We start from the raw sequence: 23,867 nt of genomic DNA on the forward strand, positions 1-23,867 counted from the left end.
CGAGCTCAATTCCGTCTGCGTTCGCCGCGCCTTACCCTTCCACCACGGTAAGGCGCGGCGCCCGCAATCTGCCAAGATGCCCGCGGACAGGCGGCGATGATCGCCGGCGGCTATCCGAGCAAGGATTTTTCCAATGTTTCCGGACTCTCTCAATCTTTCGATCCGCGCCCCGGTGAACGAGATCATCCAGGCGCTCGTCACCAACTACGGCTGGGTGTTCAAGGCGATCAGCGGCGTCATCCTGAAGGCCGTGCTGTTCATCGAATGGATCCTGCGTGGCCTGCCCTGGTGGCTGGTGATTCTGGCCTTCATGGCGCTTGCCTGGCAGAGTTCGAAGCGCTGGACGCTGACGCTTGCCGTCGGTGCCCTGCTTCTCGCCGTCGGCGTGCTCGGCCTTTGGGACCTGACGATGCAGACATTGGCCCTGATGCTGATGGCGACCATCGTCTCGGTGGTGGTCGGCGTGCCGATCGGCATCCTGGTCGCCAAGAGCCGCGTCGTGCGCAACGTCACCCTGCCGGTCCTCGACGTCATGCAGACAATGCCGAGCTTCGTCTACCTGATCCCGGCGCTGATGCTCTTCGGTCTCGGCAAGGTGCCGGCGATCCTCGCCACCATCATCTATGCGGTGCCGCCGCTGATCCGCCTGACCGATCTCGGCATCCGCCAGGTCGACGGCGAGGTTGTCGAAGCGGCAACCGCCTTCGGCGGCAGTCCGACGCAGATCCTCTTCGGCGTCGAGCTGCCGCTCGCCACTCCGACCATCATGGCCGGCCTCAACCAGACGATCATGATGGCTCTGTCGATGGTCGTCGTCGCCTCGATGATCGGCGCGCGCGGTCTCGGCGAGCAGGTGCTGAACGGCATCCAGACGCTCGACGTCGGCAAGGGGCTCGAGGCTGGCATCGGCATCGTTATTCTCGCAATCGTGCTCGACCGCATCACGCAGGGCTTCGGCAAGCCCCGGACGGAGGACGCCCGCAATGGCTGATATCGATATCCGCAACGTCTACAAGATCTTCGGGCACGACGCGAAGGCGGCGCTCGCCATGGCCAAGGATGGCCTCGACAAGGCCGATATTCTTGCCCGCTCCGGCTGCAGCGTCGGCCTCAACGATGTCAGCCTCAAGATCGGCGCCGGCAAGATCTTCGTGATTATGGGGCTTTCCGGGTCGGGCAAGTCGACCTTGGTGCGTCATATCAACCGGCTGATCGAGCCGACGAGCGGCAAGGTCGTGTTCGACGGCAGCAATATCCTCGATCTCGACGCAAAGGCGCTGCGTGCCTTCCGCATGCGGCGCGTCAGCATGGTGTTCCAGAGCTTCGCGCTGATGCCGCACCGGACCGTGCTGCAGAATGTCGTCTACGGCCAGCGCGTACGCGGCGTGTCGAAAGCCGTTGCCCGCGAAATCGGCATGAAATGGATCGAGACCGTCGGCCTGTCAGGCTATGACGCGAAGTTCCCGCACCAGCTCTCGGGCGGCATGAAGCAACGCGTCGGTCTCGCGCGGGCGCTGGCCGCGGACACCGACGTGATCCTGATGGACGAGGCTTTCAGCGCCCTCGATCCGCTGATCCGCGCCGATATGCAGGATCAGTTGCTGCAACTGCAGCAGAACCTTGCAAAAACCATCGTCTTCATCACTCACGATCTCGACGAGGCCCTGCGCATCGGATCCGAGATCGCGATCTTGAAAGACGGTCAGGTCGTGCAGGTCGGCTCGCCCAGTGATATTCTCGATAATCCGGCAAACGACTATGTCGCGCGCTTCGTCCAGCGCCGGCAGGGAAGACCCGAGAAGCATGACTGAGACGATCCTCATCGATGGACCGCTGACATGGCGCGAGATCGCCGTCATCGCCGGTGGCGTTCGCCTTGCCTTGTCCGAGCGGACGCGTCAGCGGATCGTCGATGCCCGCCGGATCGTCGATGCGCTGGTCGAGCGCGGCATCCGCGGTTACGGTATCAATACCGGCGTCGGTGCGCTTTGCGATGTCGTCATCAGTCGCGAGAACCAAGAGGCTCTGTCGCGCAACATCATTCTAAGCCACGCCTGCGGCGTCGGCGAACCTCTCGGGCAGGCCGAAGCCCGTGCCGTGATGGCAGCGCAGATCGCCAATTTCTCGCATGGCTACTCCGGCGTTCGGATCGAGACCGTCGAGGCGCTGATCGCCCTTCTGAATGCGGATATCATTCCGCTCATCCCCTCGCGCGGTTCGGTCGGTTATCTCACCCACGCTGCCGCGATCGGGCTCGTTCTGATCGGTCATGGCGCGGCCGCGCACGGGGCCGAAACGCTCAGCGGCATGGAGGCGCTCGCTCGGGTGGGGCTGGAGCCCTTGCGGCTCGAAGCAAAGGAGGGTCTCAGCCTGGTCAACGGCACGCCTTGCGCCACCGGGCAGGCTGCGCTGGCGCTGGCCCGCACGGAACGGCTCTTCGGCTGGGCCGACGCGGCCGCGTCGCTGACCTATGAAAATCTCGGCAGCCAGGCGGAGCCGTTTGCCGAGGCACCACTGACACTGCGCCAATCGCCAGGTCTCCAGGCGGTCGGCAAGACCTTGCGTCGCTGGCTCGCGGAAAGCCCGATGCTTGCCGAGACAGCGGGCAGCCGCACGCAGGATCCGTTAAGTCTGAGAGCCGTGCCGCAGGTGCATGGCGCGGCGCGCGACGCCTTCTACCAGGTAGCCGAGATCGTCGACCGGGAACTAGCAAGCGTTACCGACAATCCGGCCGTGTTCGGTTCGCCCGAGGCACCCCAGGTCCACTCACAGGCGCATGCCGTCGGAGCCGCGCTCGGACTTGCAATGGATACTCTCGCCGTCGCCGTGTCAGAGGTCGCCGCGATTTCGGAGCGCCGCATCGACCGTCTAGTCAATCCGCTGGTGAGCGGCCTTCCGGCGTTTCTTGCCGATGACAGCGGCGTCTCCTCCGGTTTCATGATCGCCCAGTATACCGCCGCGGCCCTCGTCGCCGAGAACCGCCGGCTGGCAGCACCGGCAAGCCTTGACGGCGGTATCACCTCCGCGCTGCAGGAGGATATCCTGACCCATGCGACGCCTGCCGCATGGAAGGTCCTGTCGATCCTCGACAATCTCGAACGGATCGTCGCGATCGAATTGCTGGCCGCCGCCCAGGCCTATGACATGCAGCCCAAGTCGCGCGGCAGGGCACCGCGCACCGATGCTCTTTATGGCCGCATTCGCGGAGCAATCTCAACCTATGCCGACGACCGGCCGATGAACGAGGACTTCGACCGGATGCGCGACCTCATGCGAGGAGTGGCACCATGAAAATCCTGCGCTCAAACGACTACAGGCACATGCCCTGGAAGAACGGCGGCGGCGAGACAATCGAAATCGCCGTGTCGCCGGATCGCGCGCCGCTTTCCGATTTCGACTGGCGCGTCAGCATGGCGACGGTTGCCAATGACGGCCTGTTTTCCAGCTTTCCCGGCATCGACCGGAGCCTTTCCATTCTCGAAGGCGCCGGCATGACACTGTCGATCGAGGGCCGCCCCCCGAAGCTGTTGACGACGGCCGACGCCCCGCTCTCCTTCCCTGCCGATGTCGCGACCTCGGCCAAGCTCACCAATGGCCCGATCACCGACCTGAATGTGATGAGCCGCCGGCAGACACTCAGGCACCGGGTGCGAAAGCTCCATGTCGAGCACTCGCAGCCGATCACCTCCCATGCCCGCGAACTCATCCTTTTCTGCCACCGCGGCAGCGTCGCGCTGTCGACCGAAGGCGTCTCGGCGACGCTGCACGCGCTGGATACGGCAGTGCTGCAGCAGCCGCTCGCCGTCACGCTTTCGGCGGACATCGCCTCGGAAGTCTTTCTTGTCGAGATCAGTTCCGCCTAGAGCACCAAGGCGTAGCGGATTGCACCGAAAAGCAGGAGCAAGGCGCCGAGCGCCATCATTGCCACCCCGTGCCAGTTCCGCGTCAGCCCGAGGAATCGCAGGCTCTGATGTCTTGGCTCCAGCGTCTGGGGGTCATTGTCGAGGGGATGCGGCGGCTCGCTCAGCCGCCTTCGGCCAAGCGCCTCCCAGGTCATGACGAGAACGCCGCATATAAACAGGAATGCACCGGCGAGGACTGGCCACACGCGCTTGCTCCGCAATTCACTGCGCGATCACGCCTCAGCGTGTACGTGTCTGAGGACGCACGACATTCATCTGCAGCTCGTGGGCCGAAGCGTATCTGCCCAGCACCTTGATCAGGCGCTGCTCCTCTGCCTTGTGCAGACCGCTTCGCCTGCAATACTCCGCCACGTCCCAGACATGCTTGGCATCGGTCTTTTCGAGCTTGCGGATGTCCATGTGTCTCATTCTGCACCTCCCACCTCAGGCGAGAAACGTCGCCGCCCCGATTTTGGTTCCACCGCCTCGGCAAGGCACCGAATGCGCGTCACGCGCTGCGATGCGCACCCGTGACGCCGTTTTCCGCGTCCCGCGCTTGCGTTCCCTCTTGCATGCAGTCGCGGCGAACGTCCTTCAGCTCCTGTTCGTCCAGCTTCTCTATTCCGATGAAGCGGTTCTCGGCGTCACTCACTCGGATCAGCTCGTCGATCTTGGCCTGCAGCGCGACACCGTCGCGGTTCTGTGAGTTCTGAAGCACGAAGACCATCAGGAATGTCGTGATCGTCGTACAGGTATTGACGGCGAGCTGCCATTTTGCCGAGAAATCGAAGAGCGGACCACATATCGCCCAGATGACGATCGCCGAGGACGCCACGGCAAAAGTGTACGGCCTTCCGGCGAGCTCGGAAATTTGCTTTGAGAATTGGGTAAAGAATGGCTGCATCTGGCGTGCTCCTTCCGAAAGCCGCCAACGCGGCGACGGCCTGCTTGGTTCCTGCCGGCGAGGATGACGGCCAGCCGAACCGAGGGAACAAATCGCACTGCTTGCCGTTCAGCCTAGGGCGCATCGCGTGCGACACGTATTGCGCGCCGTGCTTCGTTCCTCGTCCTTTGGATGTCGTCTCCCCGGAATGCTGCAGGGCGAAGGAGAGACAATCCTCTGCATGTTTCCTCAAATCGCCCATTTGAGGACAAAAACATGCAGGAATTCAAAGTGCTAAAGCGCCCTTGTGGGTCTGATAAGACGCACGGCGCTGTAGAACGGAAGAAGGACCCGATGCCTCAGAAAGACAACAAGCTTCAGAAACTGACACTGATGCTCGGCCAGACTGTCGCCGCGATGCGTGTCAATGAGATGGTGACATGCCGTTGCTGCACTGGGTTGCTGCGCAGACCGACGACCCCCAGCGTTTCATTGCGGAAGTCATGGAGGATATGCGAGAAGAACTGAGGAGCGCGGCCGGGGCCGATGGCAGCCGGGTCACGGCGGAGGCGGCCCAGGAAGCTCTGGACTATCTCGACAACTTGGCCGCCGAGATGCTGGCTCCGCGAAGCCGCAAGCGCGTGTCCGGCGAGACCAAGGGCGTCTCACCGGTGGAAGGATATCACTTCCCTTCGTTCACATCCGCTCAAGACGGGCGGTTGAGCGCGGCCGCCCGTGATCCCTGAGGCTATGCCGGAAAGACCCGGCATATTTCGCCTCATTGCGCCCCATGATGCGGCACGGATTTCGGCGCCTCTTCCAGGAAGGTATAAGGCCCCTCCGGGCATTTGACGTCCGGATTGACCGGATGGAACAGGCCGAGCGGGTTCGGCTTGAAGATCCAGGCATGCAGGTCGTAATGATGCAGTTGCGCCGGTAGAAGCGGCTCATGGCCCTCCATCGGCCCGTCGAAAGGCTGCCCGAACAGCTCGGGCTTTGACTTAACACCGGTGGCGAGCGGGATCAGCCACTCGACGGCAACGAGCTGCAGCTTGTCCCCAACCGGCTCGTAGACCAGCAAAGTGGGCTTCATCGGGTCGGGCATCGGGCCGATCAGGGCGGGGTTCAGGAAATGCACCCCCATCGTGCCGGTCGCGAAGGTGACGCAGCCGAGCGTCGAGAAATAGCCGTCGCGCACGGCAACCACCGGATCCTGGTATTTTTCAAGCGACGCCTTGAGCTTCTCGAGCTCCGGCGGAAGCTTGTCGGACGCGTTGACCAGATGTGCGTACATGAAAGCAATGGCTGCCGCCAGACAGTTCGTCCATAGGCGGCGCAGCACCGGAGACATAGGCATGGCTCGGTCCTCCCTCGCTCCACTCGCCTCCCGCGAGGAGCGCGCGACATGATACAGCGGCGCCTTTCCGCGCGCTATTCATGCGATAGTTAGTGCCCGCCGGCAGATCAAGGATGAGGAGCGCCGATGACGCTCCTCCTCGACCCGCGGACGCCCGACCAGGCGGCACTCAAAGCCGAACATCCCACAGGGTAAACTTGGCTTCGAAGAGCCGATCCTCGTTCTCCGGAAGACCGATGTCGCGGCGCATGCGATCTGACAAATGCGAGACCCGGTTCGTCGTTTGACGATGCCTCCAGATGGCAATCAGAAGCGCACGCGCAGTCTTCCAGGCGCCGAATTTCCGGCACAGGTCATCGACCGTCCGAGCGAGGGTATCAACAACTAAAAATTGTGCTTCACGCATGATTTTTCCATCCCGGCGCATCGAGGCGGCCAGGTCCTTTCGAAGGTCAGAAAACGCGCGGATGCGAAGGCGAAGATACGAAAATCGCTTCGTCAGCCGGTCACGTCAGATCAGGTGGAGATAGCGCCAATCGGCGGAAATCCGGGGTTTAATAGCCCTGGACACCAAATCGGCTCGGGCCAAATGCGCGATGCATCGATGCCACGGCAGCCGTTCCGCAAGAGGGGCGCATGGTCACGAGAGTGGAATTCATTGCACGCCTCCTCTGGCTTGAATTAAGAGTGATGCCAACATACACGAGTCCGGCCGATTGGCAAACACACAATTTCGGATTGTAGCAATTGCCGACAATTCGTTGCAAGACAGCAACAGCTTGGCGCTCCAGTGACAGCATGCCGGTGATCGTCTCTCGCCGGTCCCTGCGGGATATGACCGGTCCAGCGGTGCCTTCTGCTGGCGGGTCGTCGCCGCCGCTCCGGAGACGCCGCAGCTCTCTATCGGCAAGAGCGGCTACTGATCGCTGCCGAGAAGCGCGGCGATTTCCCCCATCGCTGCGGCCGACAAAGCGCCCTTTTCGAGTGCGGCGAGATTCTCGCGCACCTGCGCCTCCGTCTTGAAGCCGGGGATCGGAAAGGTATTGGGGGAACGGGCGAGGATCCAGCCCAGGGCCCCCTGTGCCAAGGTCCTGCCGCCGGTCTGGAGGAGTTCCCGCACCGCGGCGAGGCGTTGCAGATGCTCGGCACGCGGCCGGCCGTCCTCGAAGAACCGCACCCAGCTGTGCCCGGCCGCCCTGACGTCAGTGGGTGGCAAGCGCGTATCCGGCCTGAACTTGCCGGTCAGGAATCCCATCGCCAGCGGCGAGCGATTGAGGCTGGCCAGATTGTTGCCCTCGCACATCGCAAGCATCTCCGGCCCATCCGTGAAGACGTTCAGCTCCTGCTGCACGGCGACGAAATGCGGGAACTTCACCATGCGCTTCGCCGCGGCGGCATTGTCCGTACTCCAGCCCCAGAAACGAATGGCGCCCCGCTCCGCCAATTTCTCGAGCGTTTCAGCGGCCGCATCCGCTTGATCGCTTGAAAGCTCGCCGACGTGGATTTGATAGAGGTCGATATAGTCGGTGCCCAAACGCCTGAGCGAAGCCGCGCAGGCCTCTTTGATATAGGCGGGAGTGACATCGGTGCCGACGAGAGCCCGGGCGGCGCGATCATAGGTATAGCCGAACTTGGTTGCGATGATTGCCTCGCCCCTTCGTCCGCTCAGCGCCCGGCCGATCACCTCTTCGCTGTGACCGGTTCCATAGGCATCGGCCGTGTCGATCAGCGATGCACCCATTTCGAGCCCGAGGCGGAGGGCACGGATCGACTGTTCGTCGTCGACCTCGCCCCAGCCATCCGGCTTTCCGTTGAGCGTGAAAAAGCCTCCGATCGCCCAGCCGCCCAGGCCGATAGCCGCGGCCGAAAGGCCGGACCGGCCCAATTGTCTGCGTAGAGTCGCGGGCATGTCGGTGGCAAGCATGGTATTCTCTTCACGATGCGGTGCTCATCAACCATGTCATCGCAAACCGGCGATCAGAAGCCCGAATTCCGCAGGATGTTTTTCAACAATGAAAAACGTCATTGACGAGTGGGAGGATCACGTGGGCGAGCGAGCCGTCAGAGAAGTGCCCTGAAAACGAGCCCTCGGGCCTCATCGCTGAAAGACGTAAACCGCACCTCCGGCGTCGTCGGAGACGAGGACGGAGCCGTCCGGCGCCTCCTTGACATCGACCGGCCGGCCGACGTCCCTTAGAAAGGTCGTCGCCGAGACCGGCCGTCCGCCCCGGAAGCGCAGCCGCACGACCTGATAGCCGACCGGCACGGACCTGTCCCAACTGCCGTGCTGGGCGACCAGCGCGTCGCCGCCGAGGCTGCGGAAGAAGTGGATTCCCAGGGCTGCGACATGAGCCTGGAAATTGAAGACGGGCGCGATCTGACGGGCGGGCGGCGTCGCGTCCTCAAATCCTGTGAGACGGATTTGGCCGCCGAAATAGGGGAAGCCGTAGAAGCCGCCCGGCCGAAGCGCATTCAACTCGTCGGGCGGGACGTCGTCGCCCATCCGGTCGGCACCATTGTCGGTGAAGAACATGGTGCCGCCTCGCCAGTCGAAGCCGACAGAGTTGCGAACGCCCCAGGCGACGCGTCGAAGGTCCGACCCGTCCTGGTTCATGCTGACGATCGTTCCCTGCAGCCCGCGCGGCGAGCAGATGTTGCAGGGCGATCCAAACGATACATACAGCCGGGCATCGGGGCCGACTGCGATGTAGCGATAACTGTGGGCGCCCGAATTCGGCAGGTCTCGGCGAATATCGCGCCGGCCGCTCAGAGCGCCGCCGCGCCCGATATCGAAAACGGTGATGCTGTCCCTCGAGGCGACGAACAGGCGGCCGCGGGAACACGCGACGCCGTTCGGAGCGGAGAACCCGGACGCCACCCGCCGGGCGCGGCCCCCGGATAACGGCACGGCATAGACCGAGGACCCCTTGGTACCGACAAACAACGTGTCGCCGCAGACCGCCATTTCGCGCGCGGCGGGGACGCGGGCAAGCAGTTCGGCTTGGGCGGCGGCAGCGACGCCGAAGGCGACGGTCGCGACAGCGGCGAGCGCGAGAAATCCGGCTTTGGCGGCAAAGACGACCATAGGCGGCTCCGAATGCAAGCTGAATTGCTGGAAGGAATTGGAGCGGCCCACTGTCGTTTCAAGCGGAAGCGCCGGCCTCACGGCGAAGTGATCGTCGGAAGCCGTTGTGGAACTACCGGTTCGGCGAGCCGACACGCGGCGTTGGCTCGCTCATGAAGGGACGCTCCCCTTTCCGCACCAGATAAACCTCGCGCTCCGGATTGGCTTCGATTACGAAGCCTGCGCTGCGCAGCATCGCCTCGACGCCGGCGCGGTTCGGGATGAACCAGTTGGTGGGATCATCGGCGAAGCGGTGTTCGACGAAGAACAGCTTGGGATAGTCCGGACGATCGAAAACATCCCATTCCGGAAAATCGTAGTTGGTTTCGACCGGCGAGACCGACCTCGAGCCGCGCTGCATGCACTGGAACAGCATCTCGTCGCCGACCACGTGCTCGTAGAGGAGATCGAGCGCCAGAAGCGGATGGCGCAGGTGGTAAAGAACACCCATGAAGATCACCAGGTCGAACCGTTCGCCGAGCTGCGCTACGTCGTAGACGCTCATCAGCCGGAACTCGATCCGCATCCCTGCCTGCTCGGCGGCGAATTTCGCCTGCCGCAGATAGCGCGGATCGGAATCGATGCCGAGCACCCGACCGGCATTGCGGCGCTTCATTTCCTGTGAATAGAAACCGGCATTGCAGCCGATGTCGAGCACGCTGCGCCCGCCGAGGTCCTCCGGCACGACATGCTTGAACGCCTTCCATTTCACGGCGGGATAGTCTCCGAGGAAATGATCGGGAGACGTTTCGACGCCGGCGATCCGCATGTTGTGGAACCAGGGTCCGAGCGCGGCGATCTCATCCTCGATCGTCGTTCGGTATTTCGTCTGCTGAACCATCATCAGAGATCCTGCGAAAGAGCCGACATTTCCGGCTGACGCGTGGGACGGCCGCGCCGGCGGACCGGCCTTTGCTCCGGGAGCATCCGTTGGAACCAGCCGATCGTATGAGTCAGCCCCTCGTGTAGCGGAACCTTCGGCTCCCAGCCGAGAAGCGATTTTGCCCGGGCAATGTCGGGGCGGCGGCGTTGCGGATCATCGGGCGGCAAGGGTGCGTGGACGATCGTCGACGCGGTCCTGACTTTCGAAAGCACGAGCTCGGCGAGCTCGATGACGGTGAACTCGCCCGGATTGCCGAGGTTCACCGGCACCCCCGGATTGGGATCGCGATTCATCAGCCTGATCAAGCCCTCGACGAGATCGGACACATAGCAGAAGGACCGCGTCTGCTCGCCGCTGCCATAGACCGTCAGCGGCTCGTTGTTCAGCGCCTGGACGATGAAGTTCGAGACGATCCGGCCGTCGTTCGGGCGCATGTGCGGGCCGTAAGTGTTGAAGATACGCGCCACTTTCGCGTCGACGCTGCCGGCCCGCAGGCTGTCGAAGCAAAGCGCCTCGGCCGCCCGCTTGCCTTCGTCGTAGCAGGCCCGCGGCCCGGTGCAGTTGACATGGCCCCAATATTCCTCCTGCTGCGGATGCTGTTGCGGATCGCCGTAGATCTCGCTCGTCGAGGCCTGAAGGAACCTGGCACCGTGCCGTGCGGCAAGCCGCAGCAGATTTCCGGTTCCGGTGACGCTTGTCATCATCGTATGGATCGGGTCGGCCTGGTAGGAGGGCGGCGAAGCCGGGCAGGCGAGATTGTAGATCTCGTCAAGCGGCTCATCGCTTGCGATTTCGTCGCAGACATCCTGTTCGACCATGGTGAAATAGGGGTTGCGCTGAAGTTCGGCGACATTCGCCGGAGAGCCCGTCAGATAGCTGTCGAGGCAGATCACCCGGTTGCCGGCATCAAGCAGGGCTGAACAAAGATGGGATCCCACGAAGCCGGCCCCGCCGGCGACCAGGATGACCTTTGCGCGATTGGCTCCGTTTCTCTTTGCCATAGGCCGTTCTCCTTTGGGTTATACCCGAAGCCGCCGCTCGGAATGTCTCGTGGCGAGATCGGTCTTGGGCGCGACGCTTTCGATGGCCTCGACGAAGGTTCTGGCACGCACCGCAGCGCTATGCGCGCTTGCGACGCGCTGGTAGGCGCGGTCGGCGACGGCCCGGCACTGGCGATCGTCGAGGCTCGTCAGTGCCGCGACGACGTCGTCGCTGCTCGTTGCGACGATGGCGGCCTGTCCCGGCGGGAAGAAGCTGTCCAGGCCCCTCCACCAATCGCTGATCAGCGGCGTGCGGCAGGCGGCCGCCTCGAAGAGCCGGACGCTCGGCGACCAGCCCGCCGCCACCATGTCGGCACGGGTCACATTCAGCGTGAACCGCTGGCGGCTGTAGAACTCGGCATGTTCGGCAGGCGGCAGATGCTCGATGCGCTCCACATTGCCCGGCCAATCGATCCCGAGCGGATAGTTCGGCCCGGCAACGACGAAGCGCATTTCAGGCAATCGCCGCGCCGGCTCGATCAGCAGACGTTCGAGTATCGGCTGCCGGTCGGGGCTGAAGGTTCCGAGATAGCCGAGATCCCATTTTCTCGGCGCACCGGTGTTGCGATAAATGTCCAGGTCGACGGCGCAATAGAGCGGCACGGGTCGCCTCGCCCCGAAGTCGCTCCGAAGCCGATCGAGCATCCGGCCGCCGGAAAAGGAGAAATAGAGATCGAAGAACGGCACCTGCCGGCGCGCCAGATATTCCTCGTCGCCGCGCCCGAGCTTTGCAAGCGTCACCGGCGTGTCGATGTCGTAGAAGCACAGCCGCTTCGGGCCGAGATCGAGGACCGCGTCTATCACCTCCACCCCGTCCGGCACGTAGGACCCGATGACGACGCCGTCCGCACCGGCCAGCCTGCCGCCATGCCGCGTCAGCAGTTCGTCGACGCTGCCATACAAAACAAGCTCGCAGAACTCCGGCTTGATGAGGTCGCGGTGGCTTGCATACCAGGGGACGTCTCGTTCGAGGAAAGTCACCCGATGGCCGGCGGCGTGGACGCCCCGAAGCAGCGCTCGAAATGTCGTCGCATGGCCGTTGCCCCAAGAGGAGGATAGCGAAAGGCCGAGGACCGCGATATCGAGCGAACGGTTCATTCGGCTGCCTCCACCCGACGCGACCGCTCGCGGAAGATGCGGTCCACTTCGGCCGCCCGATGTGCATAGGTATGTTCGCCGAGCACGCGCTGGAACGCCCGCTCCCCGACCTCCCTCGCAACCTCAGCCGTCAAGGTCCGCATCAGTTCCGCCACGTCGCGACCGTCGCGGGCGACCAGCACCTCCTCGCCCGGCTTCAGGAAGAGTTCGATGCCTTCCCAGGCATCGGTGATCAGGCAAGCGCCGGCGCCTGCCGCCTCGAAGACGCGTGTGGCTGGCGAGAAACCGTTCTCAGCCATGCTGTCGCGCGAAATGTTAAGGACCGCGCGCGGCGTCGCGTTGAAGGCGTTGTGGTCGGCAGTCGGGACATGGCCGAGATAGGCGACGTTTGCAGGCAGCGGCTTGTCGTGCCAGCCGGCTCCGCCGAGCAGGAAGCGCCGATTGCCGAGTTGCGCTGCCGGCTCGAGGAAGAACGCCTCCACCCGCGCCTCGCGATCCGGCAGGCGATTGCCGAGGAAGGCAAGATCGGCCGCAAAGCGTGGGTCTTCGGCGACGCGATGATGCGTCTGCGGGTCGACCGCATTGTAGATCGGCACGCATTGGCGGGCGCCAAGCGCGCGATAGGATCCGACGACCGGATCGCCGCCGCCATAGGTCAAGACGAGATCGAGCGATGCGAGGGCGCGCCGCAGCGGATGATCCGGCGAGGCCCGGAGCTCCTGAAGCGTCGCGGGCGCGTCGACGTCCCAGAAGATCTTGAGCGCGGCCGGACGTGCTGCCGACATCACCTTTTCGAGCAGGTCGTCGTCCTCGAAGCCGACGCCGCTCGCCTTGATGACGATGTCGGCCTCGGCCGACGCCGCAGCAACCCGCTTCAGCGCCGCGACCTTCCCTTCGTAGACGACGACCCTGCACCAATCCGGCGGCTCGATGTCGCGGTGCTTCTGGCGGTCATAGACGTCCGGCTCATAAAAGGTGATCTGATAACCACGCGCGGCCAGCGCCCGCAGCAGACCGCGGTAATAAGTCGCCGCACCGTTCCAATAGGCCGAAACGAGGCTCGATCCGTAAAATGCGATCCTCATAGCGCCACCTCCTTCGTCGTGACGAGATCACCCGCAGCGCCTATCGGCCGATAGGAAGCGACGATCTCAAGGAGCTCGTCGACGCGATGCGCGCAGGTGTGGCGTGTCCGGATCGTCTCCATCCCGCTTGCCGTCATCTCTTTGGCAACGGCCTGCTCGGCGAGCACCTGGCGCAGGAGACGCGTCATCTCCGATCCATTCCGGGCGAAGAGAAAGTCCTTGCCGGCGCGGAAAAGCCCCTCCGCATCGTTCCACGGCGCCGAGATCAGCGGAATGCCGCAGGCAAGCGCCTCGAACACGCGGATGGTCGGGATTCCGGGCAAGGCCTCCACATAGGGTCGGCGCGGGATGTGCACCGTTGCCCGATGCTCGGCGAAGGCACGCGGCACCGCGGCGTTGGCGATCCAGCCGCCATAGGCGATTGCCGCCGCCCGCAGCGCCTTCAGCGCGCTGCCGGGATAGCGGACGCCGCGCACCGCGGTCTTGAGCCTCAGCCGTCCCGCCGGCTCGATGAGGAAGGTGGCGATCTCGCTGCTCCGCTCGTCGTCGCCCCAGTTGCCGATCCAGACCAGATCGCCGGTCTTTTCCACCTCCGGCATCGGGTGAAACAGCGAGGTGTCGGCCGCTTCGTGCCAGGTGAAGACATGCTTGCCCCAACCGGCGTTGAGATACCGTTCGCGAAGCGCCTCCCCGAAAGCGAGTACGAAATCATAATCGGTCAGATCGAGCCGGGCGATCTCGCGCCGCTGGCTGACGGCCCGATGATGCGTGTCGTGAAAGGCGAGCGTGAACCGGCCGCCATTGCGTCGGAGGCGCCCGAGCCGGGCGATTAGGGTCGGCTCGGTCCACTCGTGCACAACGACCACGTCGGCGTCACCGACTGCCGCCTCGTGATCGAAGTTCGGGTCGTAGTTCTCCGCGCGCAGTTCGGGGAACTGCTTGCGAAAGGCGGCGATCGGCGCGACACCCTGGTCGGCGATCAGGTTCAGGCGGCTCCAGGAATCGCGCGGCTCAAGAGCCGTCGCCTGATGTCCGCGGCGAACGAGTTCGCGCATCACGCCGCGCAGGAAATGGGCATTGCCATGGTTCCAGTCGGAAACGAGGGATTGGGTGTAGAACAGGAACCGCATCGCTCACTCCGCTGCCGTCAATCGGGAGGATTTGTGCATCGCCAGGCTGTAGGCATCGAGCACCCGGTCGCGCTGCGCTTCGATTGTGAAGCATTGCGACCGAGATCGGGCCAAGCGGCCAAGCTCTGCGCGATGCGCGGCATCCCGGGTCAAATCGTTGACTGCATCCGCCAGCGCCTCCGGATCGCGCGGATCGAAGAAGCGTGCCGCACCATCCCAGAGTTCACGGTAGGTTGCGATATCGGCAAGCACCAGCGCCGCTCCGGCGCCGGCCGCCTCAAGCGGCGCCAGGCCAAACGGTTCGTAGATCGACGGCGAAACGACGACCGCAGCGCTCGACATCAGCGCCATCACCCGCTCGTGACTGATCTCGCCCCTGTGATCGGCGTGCGCGATGGCGAGGTGCTGGCCGTTCGGCCCGCTGCACGCCCCCGCCATGACGACCGGCCAGCGGATCGTGGCGGCAGCCCTGTCCAGCACCGCGCCGTTCTTGCCCTCGTCCCACCACCGCCCCACTGCAAAGACGAAATTCCGCTTTGAGATCATTGCAGGCTGCTCGCGGCTGGCGTTGTGGACGACGGCAAGATTGTCGATCGGGCCATAGCAGCGCTCAAGCGCCGCCGCATGGCTCCGGCTGGGGGCCAGAACCACGTCAGCGCGATTGAAACCCAGCCGGTTGCGCCGCTTCTGCCAGTGCCACTCCTCCGGCGGGCCGCCATTGCGCACGGCCTCGAACCAGGTGACGACGCAGGAATGAGAGACGGTGACGACGGGCACCTGCACAGCCAGGCCGGCCGCCTGCGAAGGCAGGTTCAGATGAATGAGATCAACGGAATGCCGGAGCGCCAGTTCGCCGAGCCCATCCGCCGCGGCTTCGAGTGCACTTTCCTCGTCGGCCATCCAATCCAGCGGCACGCCAAGCCATTCGAGGCGGCCCATCCGGGCAGCTTCCCGACTTTGCACCATGGAGGGCGCGGGACCGAAACCCGCAAAGACTGTTTCGATGCCTGCCTTGCGGAGAGCCTCGGCAAGATCCATCGCGTAGCGCCAAACACCGCCGACCGCATCGACGCTCATCAGGATGCGGCGCGGCAGCCGCGCCGGGCCCTCATGGGTGAATGGGCGCGAGACGGCTGGAGCGCGGGCGATCATGCGGTGACCCTCCGCGGCCGGTCCCGAAACCGAGACTTGCTGACCTCCGCCCAATCCTGCAGAAGCCAGGCATGAAGGTCGCGCAGGCCGGCGCGCCAGCCCGTGTGGGGTCTCCAGCCGACAGCGTCCGCAAGTACGCGCGTGTCGGCGACGAAATACAACTGGTCGCCGGCGCGCCAGTCGCATTTTTCGGTCATCAGCCTGCGTGCCGTCAGGAGTTCGATCTCGTGCAGGACCTCGGCGAGGCTCACCGCATTGTCGGGACCACCGCCCAAATTGAAGGCACGGCCATGAAAGCGGTCGATCGACGTCAGCAGTGCCCTATAGGCTGCCACCGCGTCGCCGACATGGAGAATATCGCGCACCTGCTTGCCGTCGCCGTAGATCGAGATCGGCTCACCGGCGAGCGCGCGAATGAGAAAATGCGCAACCCACCCCTGATCCTCCGTGCCGAACTGCCGCGGACCATAAACGCAGCTCATGCGGAGCACGGCTGTCGGCAGGCCGAAGGACTTCGCATAGTCCAGCACGTACTGGTCCGCGACGCCTTTCGAGCAGCCGTAGGGCGTAGAAAAATCGAGCGGCTGCGCCTCTCCGACTCCGTATCGGCGCGTTACGGCATCGGCCGGCAGGTAGCGATCTCCTGCCTCTTCCATCTCCAGGCCTGCCAATCCCCCATAGACCTTGTTGGTGCTGGCGAATATCACCGGTGCGCGGCGCCCGGCACGCCTGGCCGCTTCTAGGACGTTCAGAGTACCGCGCGCATTCGTTTCGAAGTCATCGACCGGCTGCAGCAGGCTGGTCGTCACAGCCGTCTGCGCGGCGAAATGGAAGATCGCCTTGGCGTCCTTGAAAACCGGCTCGATAGCGGCAAGATCGCGAATATCCGCAATCTCGGCCTCGACGGCCCCGCCATGATTGTCCACGAGCCACTCTAGATTGCGCTCGACGCCCGGGCGGCTCAGATTGTCGAGGACGATCACCTTCTCGCCGTCGCGCAGAAAGCTGTCCGCGAGATTGCAGCCCAGAAACCCGCTGCCGCCGACAACAAGGGTCGCTGCCGCTTTCCCGGAAAGGGCGGGCGCCGCCACGCCTGATCGCTTGTCAACCGACCGGGCGCTCATCGGACGAGCCCCCGCGTTTCGAGATGACGCTTCATTTCGGCGCCACGGTCGATCGCACCGACGCTCAGCACCCAATGCGCGAATTCCGCAAGCGAGTCCTCGAGCCTGTGCGTCGGCTGGAAACCGAGCAGGTCGCGCGCCTTGGAGATATCGGCGAAGCAATTGCGGATGTCGCCGGAACGCGCCCTGTTCATGATCTCGGGCTCGAGTTCGGGGACACCCATGGCTTCCGCCAGCAGCGAAGCGACGTCGGCAATGGCGTAGGCATGGCCGCTGCCCACATTGATGACGTGGCCCGCCGCCTGCGGCTGCTCGAGCGCCAGCCGGAAGGCGCGCGCCACATCGCGCACGTGAACGAAATCGCGCCGCTGCCGGCCGTCCTCGAACACCATCGGCGACTGCCCGTTGGCAAGCCGTGACGCGAAATTGGCGAGGACGCCGGTATAGGGATTGGAAAGCGCCTGCCCGGCACCGAACACGTTGAAGAGGCGGAGTGCGACGGCCTCCCTGCCATAGGCTTCACCGAAGATCAGCACCTGTCGTTCCTGGGTGTATTTCGTCAGGGCGTAAATGGAGGCGAGGTCGACAGGCTTGTGCTCGTCCGTGGCAACGGGCCTGAGCGTCTCTCCGTTCGGTCCGAGCAGATCCCATGCGCCGGCCCGGATATGGGCAGGTGAGCGCCTGGCATTCGGCATGCGCTCGCCCGTCGAGGACTCGTAAAGACCTTCGCCATAGACGCTCATCGACGACGCGACGACGATCCGCTGGACCGGGCTTTCGATCATCGCCTCGAGCAGCACGGCCGTCCCGAGATCGTTCACACCGACATAACGGGCGATCTCGTACATCGACTGGCCGACGCCCACCTCGGCGGCGAGATGGATGACGCAATCGATCTCCGTCAGCGCGTCCTTGACGGCGTCCGGATCGCGAATGTCGCCCCGGCGCATGTCGACGTCCGGCGGCAAGGTGATCTGTGCATCCGCGTGGACCTGCTCGTGAAACGAGTCCAGCACGGAGAGCTCATAGTTCCTCGAGAGAAGTTCATCGACTACATGCCTGCCAATGAACCCGCAGCCGCCGGTGACAAGTACCTTTGTCATAACCGCTCCTGACTATGACCAATCAGAGATAGAGACAAAGCTCCAACAAACGTCTGCAGCAAAGGTTCCTTCATCTATGACTTCTTCTTTGAACATCTATATAGCTGATGATTGTGCTGGCTATCGCCCGCGCACGCCCAAGCTACAAACCTCGCTCTTCCCATGAGGTTCCATGACAATCGGCCGGGCAGGAACAAAAGCCGGAACATGAGGTTAAGGGCCCAAGGCGGCCGAGCGTCTTTCTTGGGGCGCCGCGACGAGGGTATGGCGGGGGATATTCTTCCACTCAACGCCCACGCTGTGCCGAGCCGCCGGACATGCTCCATGTCAACAGCGGGAGGCAGGCATGAACATCAGAACGCAGCCGAGGACAGACACAATGTCCGCGGCGATCATCACCGGGCCAGGCGAGTTGCGGCTCGAGAAATTGCCGGTGCCTGAGCCCGGCCCCGGGCAGGTCCGCATCAAGCTGCAAGGCTGCGGCGTTTGCGCATCCAATCTCGTACCCTGGGCCGGGCCGGAATGGATGCGGTTTCCGACCGAACCCGGCGCGCTCGGGCATGAGGGCTGGGGGATCATCGACAAGATTGGCGAAGACGTGCATGGTTTCGCACCGGGCGACCGCGTCGCGGCGCTCTCCTATCACGCCTACGCGACCCACGACATTGCGGACCAGACCGCGATCGCATCCCTTCCCGCCGCGCTCGCGGATGAGCCCTTTCCGGGCGAGCCGCTCGGCTGCGCCTTCAACATCTTCCGGCGGAGCGCAATCCGGCCCCGCGAGACCGTGGCGATCATCGGCATCGGCTTCCTCGGCATCCTCCTGACGGAGCTCGCAAGCGCGGCGGGCGCAAGGGTCATCGCCATATCGCGCAGACCGTCTTCGCTCGCTTCGGCCAAACAGGCCGGCGCAAGCGAGGTCATCGCCATGGACGACCATTGGCAGATCATCGACAAGGTGAAGCAACTGACCTCCGGCGCGCTTTGCGACTGCGTCGTCGAGGCGGTGGGCAAGCAATGGCCGCTCGACCTCGCCGCCGAACTGACGAAAGAGCGCGGCCGCCTCATCATTGCAGGCTACCACCAGGACGGACCGCGGCAGGTGAACATGCAGCTCTGGAACTGGCGCGGCCTCGACGTGATCAATGCGCATGAACGGGACCCGGCCGTCTACATGCGCGGCATTCGCGAAGCGATCGAGGCGACGGCAGCCGGCCGCCTGTCGCCCTCAAGGCTCTATACGCATCGGTTCCGGCTCGAAGAGCTCGGCCCTGCGCTCGACATGACGCGCGATCGTCCCGAAGGCTTCATCAAGGCACTGGTGATCTACGATGAGTGACGCGATGCCACTTGCAACGAAACTGGACGCCACGACCCGCCCACGCGTCGGCTTCCTCGGCGTGGGGCGAATCGGCTTGCACCGCATGCGGGCGATCGTCGAAACCGGCGCCGTCGAAACGGCTGCCATATTCGACCCCACGCCGGAAATGGCGGCTGCGGCGCGCGAGCTGACGCCCGACGCCGTCTTGGTCAATTCCCTTGAAGCCCTGCTCGACCAGCGCCTCGACGGCATCGTCATCGCCTCTCCGAGCGCCCTCCATGCCGCCCAGTCGATCGTGGCGCTGGAGCAGGGCCTGGCGGTCTTTTGCCAGAAGCCGCTCGGTCGAACACGCGACGAGACCCTGGCGGTCGTCGAAGCGGCGCAGCACGCCGACAGGCTGCTGGGCGTTGATCTCTCCTATCGTCATACCGTCGGCATGCAGCGGATTCGGGACCTGATCACTTCGGGCGAACTCGGCACCGTATTCGCAGTCGATCTGACCTTTCACAACGCCTACGGTCCCAGCAAGCCGTGGTTCTACGACAAGGCGCTTTCCGGCGGCGGCTGCGTCATCGATCTCGGCGTGCACCTCGTCGACCTCCTGCTCTGGGTCCTCGGATTTCCGGAGGTGGCCCGCGTCGAAAGCCGGCTGTTTGCCAAGGGCGTTCCCATCCGCCGCGATGGCGGCGAGGTCGAGGACTATGCCGTCGCGACACTCGAACTGGCTGACGGAGTCTTTGCCCGGATCGCTTGCTCCTGGCACCTGCAGGCGGGATGCGACGCGGTGATCAGTGCCGATTTCTACGGCACCGAAGGCGGTGCCAGCCTCAGAAACGTCGACGGCTCCTATCTCGACTTCCGGGCCGAACGGTATCGCGGCACACAGCGGGAGGTGCTGGCTCTTCCCCCGGACGATTGGGGCGGACGCGCCGCGGCGATCTGGGCCGAGCGCCTTGCCGCAGGCGAGCGCTTCGATCCGGAAAACGATTGCTTCGTCACCGTCGCCGACGTTCTCGACAGGATCTACGGAAGATAGCGGTGACGGCTACGCACCCTGTCCGGCGCCCTCTTCGAGGCGCCGGAGCAACAGGCCTCGATAGCGCGCCACGAGCGAGTCCAGCCGCTGCACTTCCTCGGCGGCAGCACCGCACTTTGCAGAGCTCCAAAGGCCAAGGTGGAAAGCCAGATAACAAAGCTCGAGGATGTCCTGCAGCTTAGCGTCTACGGCGCGCGAGCAGCCGTCGGACACGATCGCGCGAAGATCGGCCGCTTCATCCGGTGAGAGATCGAACTCGATGGTCGCACCAGCAATGTCCCAGGCGATATCCTGAGGTCCGACGAGGTCGTGGCCAGCACTATGATCGAGCCCATCTGCCTTCAGGAACCCCTCGGCGCCGGCCAGCCACTCCCACGGGTGAAGGCGGCCGTCCGTATCGACGGGCACCACCGGAAGATCATCACCATTGGAAAGCCGAGATTTCAGCCGGGTCGCAACGGCTTCGCCGAGCGCTTCCTCCGAATTGGCGATGGCCATCTCGTACAGCATTGCCATCGAGGCGCCATTCGTCTTGGGCCGCGGCAGCCGGCTTGCCCGAAATGCTAGATAGCGGCCGAGATGTCCAATGAATTCCGCACGGTGAAACTCGCTTGGCGCAAGCGGCGCCGCCGCAATCCACTTCTGGACCAGGAACCCATGGCAGAGGCCGGCGACCGGCGGCGCGAAACCGGCCTTCGCCAGCAACCGTGCCTTTTCGAGCTTCCGTTGTCCGACGTCGCCCAGGCCCGCGAATTTGACGAGCCATGTCCCGTCGGAAGCATGCGCCAGGAATTTGCGCCGCTCGAACCGCGGATCGGCGGGCGGCCAGGAGTCGCGTCCGCACGCAAGCACGCTACGCCAGCCTCCGCCGGAAATCTCTTGCAGCGGCTGCCGTAGAGGGCCGACAAGCTCGCTCACCCAAGCGGCGAGCCGGTGCGGCGGGTGTGCCGCGAAGAAAAGCTCGTCCAGCTCGACGACGTGGCGGGGGCGCTCTGCCCAGCGTTTGCGGTGATCCTCGCTCGCTTGCGGTCCGAGCTCTCCTCTATGGCCGGGAAAGAAGTGGATGCGGTCTTCGCGGACGCCGTGCTCCTCGAGCCAATCCGCCACGCTTCCGAGGGAACTGCCGGAAAGGCCGGGCCCCTCGTCGACGATCGCGAAATCGGCCGTCCCGTCCTGCAGTAGCCGTCGCGAAAGATGCGGGCCGACGCGGATTTCCCTTCTAAAAGGATGACCGACCGGGCGCAGGGTGACCGGCGCCGCCGCCCCGATCGCAGCGGCGACCGCGGCCGAAAGGCTGGTGCCGATCGAGCGGAGGCCGATAACGACCGTGTTTGCGGCAAGCCCGGAGCGCCGGGCCGCTTCCATGTAACATTCCGGATAGAGCGCGTAGAAGGCATAGCCCTCCCCCTCCTTGATCGACAGGTCCCATGGCGCCCGAAGGTCGCGGAGCAGTGCCCAGATATGCTTCGGCGGGGCTAGGCGAGCAGAGAACCCCGAAGACCAGGACTGGGCGACGAGCCGCGCAAGCTCGAGAAGCAGAGCGCCGCACTTTTCGCGCCTTGCCGACAGCTCGTCCGCACCAAGCGTGTCGAACTCGGCGTCCGACAGTCCCTGCACCAGTTCGCCCGCCTTGATGAAGATACCGACCAAAGCGGCGTGCCGCTCGAGACCCGGCGAACGTCGATCGAACGTCCGCAACTGTGCGGCAATTGCCTCGCACAAAGTGTCGGCCCGGTCGCTGCGCTTCGGGTCACCGTAGACCAGCATTGCTCCGCCCATTGCTCTTCATCGGCGTTGAACGCGCGGCGGCTCATTTCGATCCGCGGAATGCGTGCGGAACCAACCGCGGGAACCATTCCGGCGTGCGTGGGTTTGGCGAGCATTGTAGATGCCTTGCGGGAGTGCGGCGATGCGATCGAAATCCATTCGAATCGGGCTGGTCGGAATTGGCAATTGCGCATCTTCCCTCGTCCAGGGAATTACTTTCTACCGTGACGCCAAGGAAGACGAGCCGGTGCCGGGGCTGATGCATGTCAATCTCGGCGGCTATCACATCAGCGATATCGAAGTGTCCGCCGCCTTCGACGTTGCCGCTTCGAAGGTCGGCCGCGATCTCTCCGAGGCGATCTATGCCCCTCCGAACAACACGTTCCGTTTCGCAGAGGTCGCTTCGACCGGGGTCACAGTGGAGCGCGGCAGAACGCTCGACGGGATCGGCCGGTATCTGCGCGAGGAAATCCCCGAATCGGAGGCTCCGGCCGTCGATGTCGCCGAGGTCCTGCGAAGAAGCGATACGGACGTGCTGGTCTCCTACCTCCCGGTCGGTTCGGAAGTGGCGACGCGATGGTACGCGGAGCAGGCGCTCGCCGCCGGCTGCGGTTTCGTCAACTGCATTCCCGTCTTCATCGCCTCCGACCGATCCTGGCAACGAAAGTTCGCCGAGCGAGGCCTGCCGCTGATCGGCGACGACATCAAGAGCCAGGTCGGCGCCACCATCGTGCACCGGCTGCTCGCCAATCTCTTCCGCGACCGAGGCGTCAGGATCGACCGGACCTATCAGCTCAATTTCGGCGGCAATACCGACTTTCTCAACATGCTCGAACGGGAGCGGCTGGAATCGAAGAAGATCTCGAAGACCCAATCGGTCATTAGCCAGATGGACATGCCCCTTGCTCCCGGAGACATCCATGTCGGCCCCAGCGACCATGTGCCTTGGCTCGCCGACCGGAAGTTCGCCTATATCCGTGTTGAGGGCACCACATTCGGCAGCGTCCCGCTGAATGTCGAGCTGAAGCTGGAGGTCTGGGACTCGCCGAACTCGGCCGGCGTGGTCATCGATGCGGTTCGCTGCGCCAAGCTCGGCATGGACCGCGGCGTCGGGGGTCCGCTTATCGCACCCTCGAGCTACTTCATGAAATCGCCGCCGCGGCAATTCACCGATGCCGAGGCGCGCATACGCCTTGAGGAATTCATCGCAGGCGAAACGGACGCACTCCGGGGAGCGGCCGAGTGACGACCACGTTCCTGCTGGTGCGGCACGCCGCCCACGACAAGATCGGGAATTTCCTCGCTGGGCGCACGGCAGACGTTCCGCTCGGCCCGGCCGGCCGTGAACAGGCCGAGCGTCTGGCAACGCGGCTTGCCGGCGAGAATATCGGTGCGATCTATGCCAGCCCGCGTAAGCGAACCCAGGAAACGGCCGCGGCGATCGCCGCTGCCTCGGACATTCCGGAAGTCGAAACGGCCGATGCGCTTGACGAAGTGGATTTCGGCACCTGGTCCGGCAAGACGTTCGAAGTGCTGAACGGGGACCCGCATTGGCGTCATTGGAATTCCAAAAGGAGCCTTGCCCGCGCGCCGGGCGGAGAGACGATGCTGGAGGTCCAGTCGCGAGTGATCTCGCTCGTCGAAACACTCGGACGGCATGGGGACGACGGTAAAATCGTCCTTGTCAGCCATGCGGACGTCATCAAGGCCTTGGTCTGCCATGTCCTCGGCCTTTCGGCGGACGCCTGGTCCCGTTTCGAGATCGCTCCCGCCTCCATCTCGACCCTGGTCGCGGGCGACTGGGGGGCGAAGATCGTCACGTTGAACGAAAACGGGTCGTGAGCGCCGAAGACCTCGAACAG

The 23,867-nt window shown here is 64.2% G+C and carries 25 protein-coding genes; 9 read left to right on the forward strand and 16 right to left on the reverse strand.

Annotation, left to right across the window (positions count from 1 at the left end):
• Positions 1 to 133: 133 nt before the first annotated feature.
• The 4 genes from SS05631_RS14575 to SS05631_RS14590 are packed head-to-tail and all read left to right on the forward strand — an operon-like array spanning position 134 to position 3,863.
• A complete protein-coding gene (locus SS05631_RS14575) occupies positions 134 to 991 on the forward strand; it encodes a proline/glycine betaine ABC transporter permease (RefSeq protein ID WP_037419882.1) in 858 nt (285 codons plus the stop codon).
• A complete protein-coding gene (locus SS05631_RS14580) occupies positions 984 to 1,811 on the forward strand; it encodes a betaine/proline/choline family ABC transporter ATP-binding protein (RefSeq protein WP_050988266.1) in 828 nt (275 codons plus the stop codon). The genes SS05631_RS14575 and SS05631_RS14580 overlap by 8 nt, the downstream gene beginning before the upstream one ends.
• Positions 1,804 to 3,291 carry a histidine ammonia-lyase gene (hutH, locus tag SS05631_RS14585; protein ID WP_037419885.1) on the forward strand — a complete coding sequence of 496 codons (1,488 nt, stop codon included), beginning with the start codon at positions 1,804 to 1,806 and terminating at the stop codon, positions 3,289 to 3,291. Before SS05631_RS14580 ends, hutH begins: the two co-directional genes overlap by 8 nt.
• Positions 3,288 to 3,863 (forward strand): HutD family protein, encoded by a 576-nt coding sequence (locus tag SS05631_RS14590; RefSeq protein WP_037419888.1) that lies wholly within the window; start codon positions 3,288 to 3,290, stop codon positions 3,861 to 3,863. Before hutH ends, SS05631_RS14590 begins: the two co-directional genes overlap by 4 nt.
• Here SS05631_RS14590 and SS05631_RS14595 read toward each other — a convergent pair.
• The 3 genes from SS05631_RS14595 to SS05631_RS14605 all read right to left on the reverse strand — a co-directional run bounded on the left by SS05631_RS14595 (position 3,860) and on the right by SS05631_RS14605 (position 4,806).
• Positions 3,860 to 4,108 carry a hypothetical protein gene (locus SS05631_RS14595; RefSeq protein WP_037419891.1) on the reverse strand — a complete coding sequence of 83 codons (249 nt, stop codon included), beginning with the start codon at positions 4,106 to 4,108 and terminating at the stop codon, positions 3,860 to 3,862. The genes SS05631_RS14590 and SS05631_RS14595 overlap by 4 nt on opposite strands.
• A 34-nt stretch (positions 4,109 to 4,142) precedes the next feature.
• Entirely contained in the window at positions 4,143 to 4,331 is a 189-nt protein-coding gene (locus SS05631_RS14600; protein ID WP_037419894.1) for a hypothetical protein, read from the reverse strand.
• Between the two features lie 79 nt (positions 4,332 to 4,410).
• On the reverse strand, positions 4,411 to 4,806 hold the full coding sequence (locus SS05631_RS14605; protein WP_037419897.1) for a low affinity iron permease family protein: 396 nt from the start codon (positions 4,804 to 4,806) through the stop codon (positions 4,411 to 4,413).
• A 419-nt stretch (positions 4,807 to 5,225) separates the two neighbouring features.
• Between SS05631_RS14605 and SS05631_RS14610 the strand changes: the two genes are divergently transcribed.
• A complete protein-coding gene (locus SS05631_RS14610) occupies positions 5,226 to 5,531 on the forward strand; it encodes a hypothetical protein (protein ID WP_244412178.1) in 306 nt (101 codons plus the stop codon).
• Between the two features lie 32 nt (positions 5,532 to 5,563).
• Here the strand turns inward: SS05631_RS14610 and SS05631_RS14615 are convergent, their stop codons facing one another.
• From SS05631_RS14615 to SS05631_RS14670, 12 genes are all read right to left on the reverse strand, one after another.
• Positions 5,564 to 6,142, reverse strand: a complete 579-nt coding sequence (locus SS05631_RS14615) for a hypothetical protein (protein ID WP_037419900.1) — start codon at positions 6,140 to 6,142, stop codon at positions 5,564 to 5,566.
• 169 nt (positions 6,143 to 6,311) lie between these two features.
• Complete coding sequence (locus SS05631_RS14620) at positions 6,312 to 6,548, reverse strand: hypothetical protein (protein ID WP_037419907.1); 237 nt, start codon at positions 6,546 to 6,548, stop codon at positions 6,312 to 6,314.
• A gap of 510 nt (positions 6,549 to 7,058) precedes the next feature.
• Positions 7,059 to 8,066 (reverse strand): aldo/keto reductase, encoded by a 1,008-nt coding sequence (locus tag SS05631_RS14625; protein WP_037419910.1) that lies wholly within the window; start codon positions 8,064 to 8,066, stop codon positions 7,059 to 7,061.
• Between the two features lie 171 nt (positions 8,067 to 8,237).
• Entirely contained in the window at positions 8,238 to 9,227 is a 990-nt protein-coding gene (locus SS05631_RS14630) for a PQQ-dependent sugar dehydrogenase (RefSeq protein WP_037420126.1), read from the reverse strand.
• Positions 9,228 to 9,339: 112 nt separating this feature from the next.
• The gene (locus SS05631_RS14635) at positions 9,340 to 10,107 is read right to left on the reverse strand and encodes a TIGR04290 family methyltransferase (RefSeq protein ID WP_037420129.1); all 768 of its coding nucleotides are present in this window, start codon (positions 10,105 to 10,107) and stop codon (positions 9,340 to 9,342) included.
• Between the two features lie 2 nt (positions 10,108 to 10,109).
• Positions 10,110 to 11,150 carry a UDP-glucuronic acid decarboxylase family protein gene (locus SS05631_RS14640; protein ID WP_037419913.1) on the reverse strand — a complete coding sequence of 347 codons (1,041 nt, stop codon included), beginning with the start codon at positions 11,148 to 11,150 and terminating at the stop codon, positions 10,110 to 10,112.
• Between the two features lie 18 nt (positions 11,151 to 11,168).
• Positions 11,169 to 12,287 (reverse strand): glycosyltransferase, encoded by a 1,119-nt coding sequence (locus SS05631_RS14645; protein WP_037419916.1) that lies wholly within the window; start codon positions 12,285 to 12,287, stop codon positions 11,169 to 11,171.
• Positions 12,284 to 13,372, reverse strand: a complete 1,089-nt coding sequence (locus SS05631_RS14650) for a glycosyltransferase (RefSeq protein WP_037419919.1) — start codon at positions 13,370 to 13,372, stop codon at positions 12,284 to 12,286. The genes SS05631_RS14645 and SS05631_RS14650 overlap by 4 nt, the downstream gene beginning before the upstream one ends.
• The gene (locus SS05631_RS14655) at positions 13,369 to 14,502 is read right to left on the reverse strand and encodes a glycosyltransferase (RefSeq protein WP_037419922.1); all 1,134 of its coding nucleotides are present in this window, start codon (positions 14,500 to 14,502) and stop codon (positions 13,369 to 13,371) included. Before SS05631_RS14655 ends, SS05631_RS14650 begins: the two co-directional genes overlap by 4 nt.
• Positions 14,503 to 14,505: 3 nt before the next feature.
• Positions 14,506 to 15,579, reverse strand: a complete 1,074-nt coding sequence (locus SS05631_RS14660) for a glycosyltransferase family 4 protein (RefSeq protein ID WP_037420131.1) — start codon at positions 15,577 to 15,579, stop codon at positions 14,506 to 14,508.
• 71 nt (positions 15,580 to 15,650) lie between these two features.
• A complete protein-coding gene (locus SS05631_RS14665) occupies positions 15,651 to 16,778 on the reverse strand; it encodes an NAD-dependent epimerase/dehydratase family protein (RefSeq protein ID WP_037419925.1) in 1,128 nt (375 codons plus the stop codon).
• Positions 16,775 to 17,881, reverse strand: a complete 1,107-nt coding sequence (locus tag SS05631_RS14670; RefSeq protein ID WP_037419928.1) for an NAD-dependent epimerase/dehydratase family protein — start codon at positions 17,879 to 17,881, stop codon at positions 16,775 to 16,777. The genes SS05631_RS14665 and SS05631_RS14670 overlap by 4 nt, the downstream gene beginning before the upstream one ends.
• Before the next feature lie 346 nt (positions 17,882 to 18,227).
• Between SS05631_RS14670 and SS05631_RS14675 the strand changes: the two genes are divergently transcribed.
• Both SS05631_RS14675 and SS05631_RS14680 read left to right on the forward strand, forming a co-directional pair.
• Positions 18,228 to 19,220 carry a zinc-binding dehydrogenase gene (locus SS05631_RS14675; protein ID WP_037419931.1) on the forward strand — a complete coding sequence of 331 codons (993 nt, stop codon included), beginning with the start codon at positions 18,228 to 18,230 and terminating at the stop codon, positions 19,218 to 19,220.
• Entirely contained in the window at positions 19,213 to 20,238 is a 1,026-nt protein-coding gene (locus SS05631_RS14680) for a Gfo/Idh/MocA family oxidoreductase (protein ID WP_095678006.1), read from the forward strand. The genes SS05631_RS14675 and SS05631_RS14680 overlap by 8 nt, the downstream gene beginning before the upstream one ends.
• 9 nt (positions 20,239 to 20,247) lie before the next feature.
• Here SS05631_RS14680 and SS05631_RS14685 read toward each other — a convergent pair whose 3' ends face one another.
• Complete coding sequence (locus SS05631_RS14685) at positions 20,248 to 22,005, reverse strand: hypothetical protein (protein ID WP_037420134.1); 1,758 nt, start codon at positions 22,003 to 22,005, stop codon at positions 20,248 to 20,250.
• A 142-nt stretch (positions 22,006 to 22,147) separates the two neighbouring features.
• Between SS05631_RS14685 and SS05631_RS14690 the strand changes: the two genes are divergently transcribed.
• Together SS05631_RS14690 and SS05631_RS14695 are read left to right on the forward strand one after the other, a co-directional pair.
• The gene (locus tag SS05631_RS14690) at positions 22,148 to 23,251 is read left to right on the forward strand and encodes an inositol-3-phosphate synthase (protein ID WP_037419938.1); all 1,104 of its coding nucleotides are present in this window, start codon (positions 22,148 to 22,150) and stop codon (positions 23,249 to 23,251) included.
• The gene (locus tag SS05631_RS14695) at positions 23,248 to 23,847 is read left to right on the forward strand and encodes a histidine phosphatase family protein (RefSeq protein ID WP_037419941.1); all 600 of its coding nucleotides are present in this window, start codon (positions 23,248 to 23,250) and stop codon (positions 23,845 to 23,847) included. Before SS05631_RS14690 ends, SS05631_RS14695 begins: the two co-directional genes overlap by 4 nt.
• Positions 23,848 to 23,867 lie beyond the last annotated feature (20 nt).

Source organism: Sinorhizobium sp. CCBAU 05631 (assembly GCF_002288505.1).
Taxonomy (GTDB): Bacteria; Pseudomonadota; Alphaproteobacteria; order Rhizobiales; family Rhizobiaceae; genus Sinorhizobium; species Sinorhizobium fredii_C.

What these genes read in the sequence shown, in the direction of transcription:
- SS05631_RS14645 (WP_037419916.1), bottom strand. Translation starts at nt 12,287, where the DNA reads ATGAACCGTTCGCTCGATATCGCGGTCCTCGGCCTTTCGCTATCCTCC.
- SS05631_RS14635 (WP_037420129.1), bottom strand. Translation starts at nt 10,107, where the DNA reads ATGGTTCAGCAGACGAAATACCGAACGACGATCGAGGATGAGATCGCC.
- SS05631_RS14615 (WP_037419900.1), bottom strand. Translation starts at nt 6,142, where the DNA reads ATGCCTATGTCTCCGGTGCTGCGCCGCCTATGGACGAACTGTCTGGCG.
- SS05631_RS14575 (WP_037419882.1), top strand. Translation starts at nt 134, where the DNA reads ATGTTTCCGGACTCTCTCAATCTTTCGATCCGCGCCCCGGTGAACGAG.
- SS05631_RS14640 (WP_037419913.1), bottom strand. Translation starts at nt 11,150, where the DNA reads ATGGCAAAGAGAAACGGAGCCAATCGCGCAAAGGTCATCCTGGTCGCC.
- SS05631_RS14650 (WP_037419919.1), bottom strand. Translation starts at nt 13,372, where the DNA reads ATGAGGATCGCATTTTACGGATCGAGCCTCGTTTCGGCCTATTGGAAC.
- SS05631_RS14660 (WP_037420131.1), bottom strand. Translation starts at nt 15,579, where the DNA reads ATGAGCGTCGATGCGGTCGGCGGTGTTTGGCGCTACGCGATGGATCTT.
- SS05631_RS14690 (WP_037419938.1), top strand. Translation starts at nt 22,148, where the DNA reads ATGCGATCGAAATCCATTCGAATCGGGCTGGTCGGAATTGGCAATTGC.
- SS05631_RS14620 (WP_037419907.1), bottom strand. Translation starts at nt 6,548, where the DNA reads ATGCGTGAAGCACAATTTTTAGTTGTTGATACCCTCGCTCGGACGGTC.
- SS05631_RS14590 (WP_037419888.1), top strand. Translation starts at nt 3,288, where the DNA reads ATGAAAATCCTGCGCTCAAACGACTACAGGCACATGCCCTGGAAGAAC.
- SS05631_RS14685 (WP_037420134.1), bottom strand. Translation starts at nt 22,005, where the DNA reads ATGCTGGTCTACGGTGACCCGAAGCGCAGCGACCGGGCCGACACTTTG.
- SS05631_RS14675 (WP_037419931.1), top strand. Translation starts at nt 18,228, where the DNA reads ATGAACATCAGAACGCAGCCGAGGACAGACACAATGTCCGCGGCGATC.
- SS05631_RS14680 (WP_095678006.1), top strand. Translation starts at nt 19,213, where the DNA reads ATGAGTGACGCGATGCCACTTGCAACGAAACTGGACGCCACGACCCGC.
- SS05631_RS14600 (WP_037419894.1), bottom strand. Translation starts at nt 4,331, where the DNA reads ATGAGACACATGGACATCCGCAAGCTCGAAAAGACCGATGCCAAGCAT.
- SS05631_RS14630 (WP_037420126.1), bottom strand. Translation starts at nt 9,227, where the DNA reads ATGGTCGTCTTTGCCGCCAAAGCCGGATTTCTCGCGCTCGCCGCTGTC.
- hutH (WP_037419885.1), top strand. Translation starts at nt 1,804, where the DNA reads ATGACTGAGACGATCCTCATCGATGGACCGCTGACATGGCGCGAGATC.
- SS05631_RS14605 (WP_037419897.1), bottom strand. Translation starts at nt 4,806, where the DNA reads ATGCAGCCATTCTTTACCCAATTCTCAAAGCAAATTTCCGAGCTCGCC.
- SS05631_RS14580 (WP_050988266.1), top strand. Translation starts at nt 984, where the DNA reads ATGGCTGATATCGATATCCGCAACGTCTACAAGATCTTCGGGCACGAC.
- SS05631_RS14670 (WP_037419928.1), bottom strand. Translation starts at nt 17,881, where the DNA reads ATGACAAAGGTACTTGTCACCGGCGGCTGCGGGTTCATTGGCAGGCAT.
- SS05631_RS14665 (WP_037419925.1), bottom strand. Translation starts at nt 16,778, where the DNA reads ATGAGCGCCCGGTCGGTTGACAAGCGATCAGGCGTGGCGGCGCCCGCC.
- SS05631_RS14625 (WP_037419910.1), bottom strand. Translation starts at nt 8,066, where the DNA reads ATGCTTGCCACCGACATGCCCGCGACTCTACGCAGACAATTGGGCCGG.
- SS05631_RS14610 (WP_244412178.1), top strand. Translation starts at nt 5,226, where the DNA reads ATGCCGTTGCTGCACTGGGTTGCTGCGCAGACCGACGACCCCCAGCGT.
- SS05631_RS14655 (WP_037419922.1), bottom strand. Translation starts at nt 14,502, where the DNA reads ATGCGGTTCCTGTTCTACACCCAATCCCTCGTTTCCGACTGGAACCAT.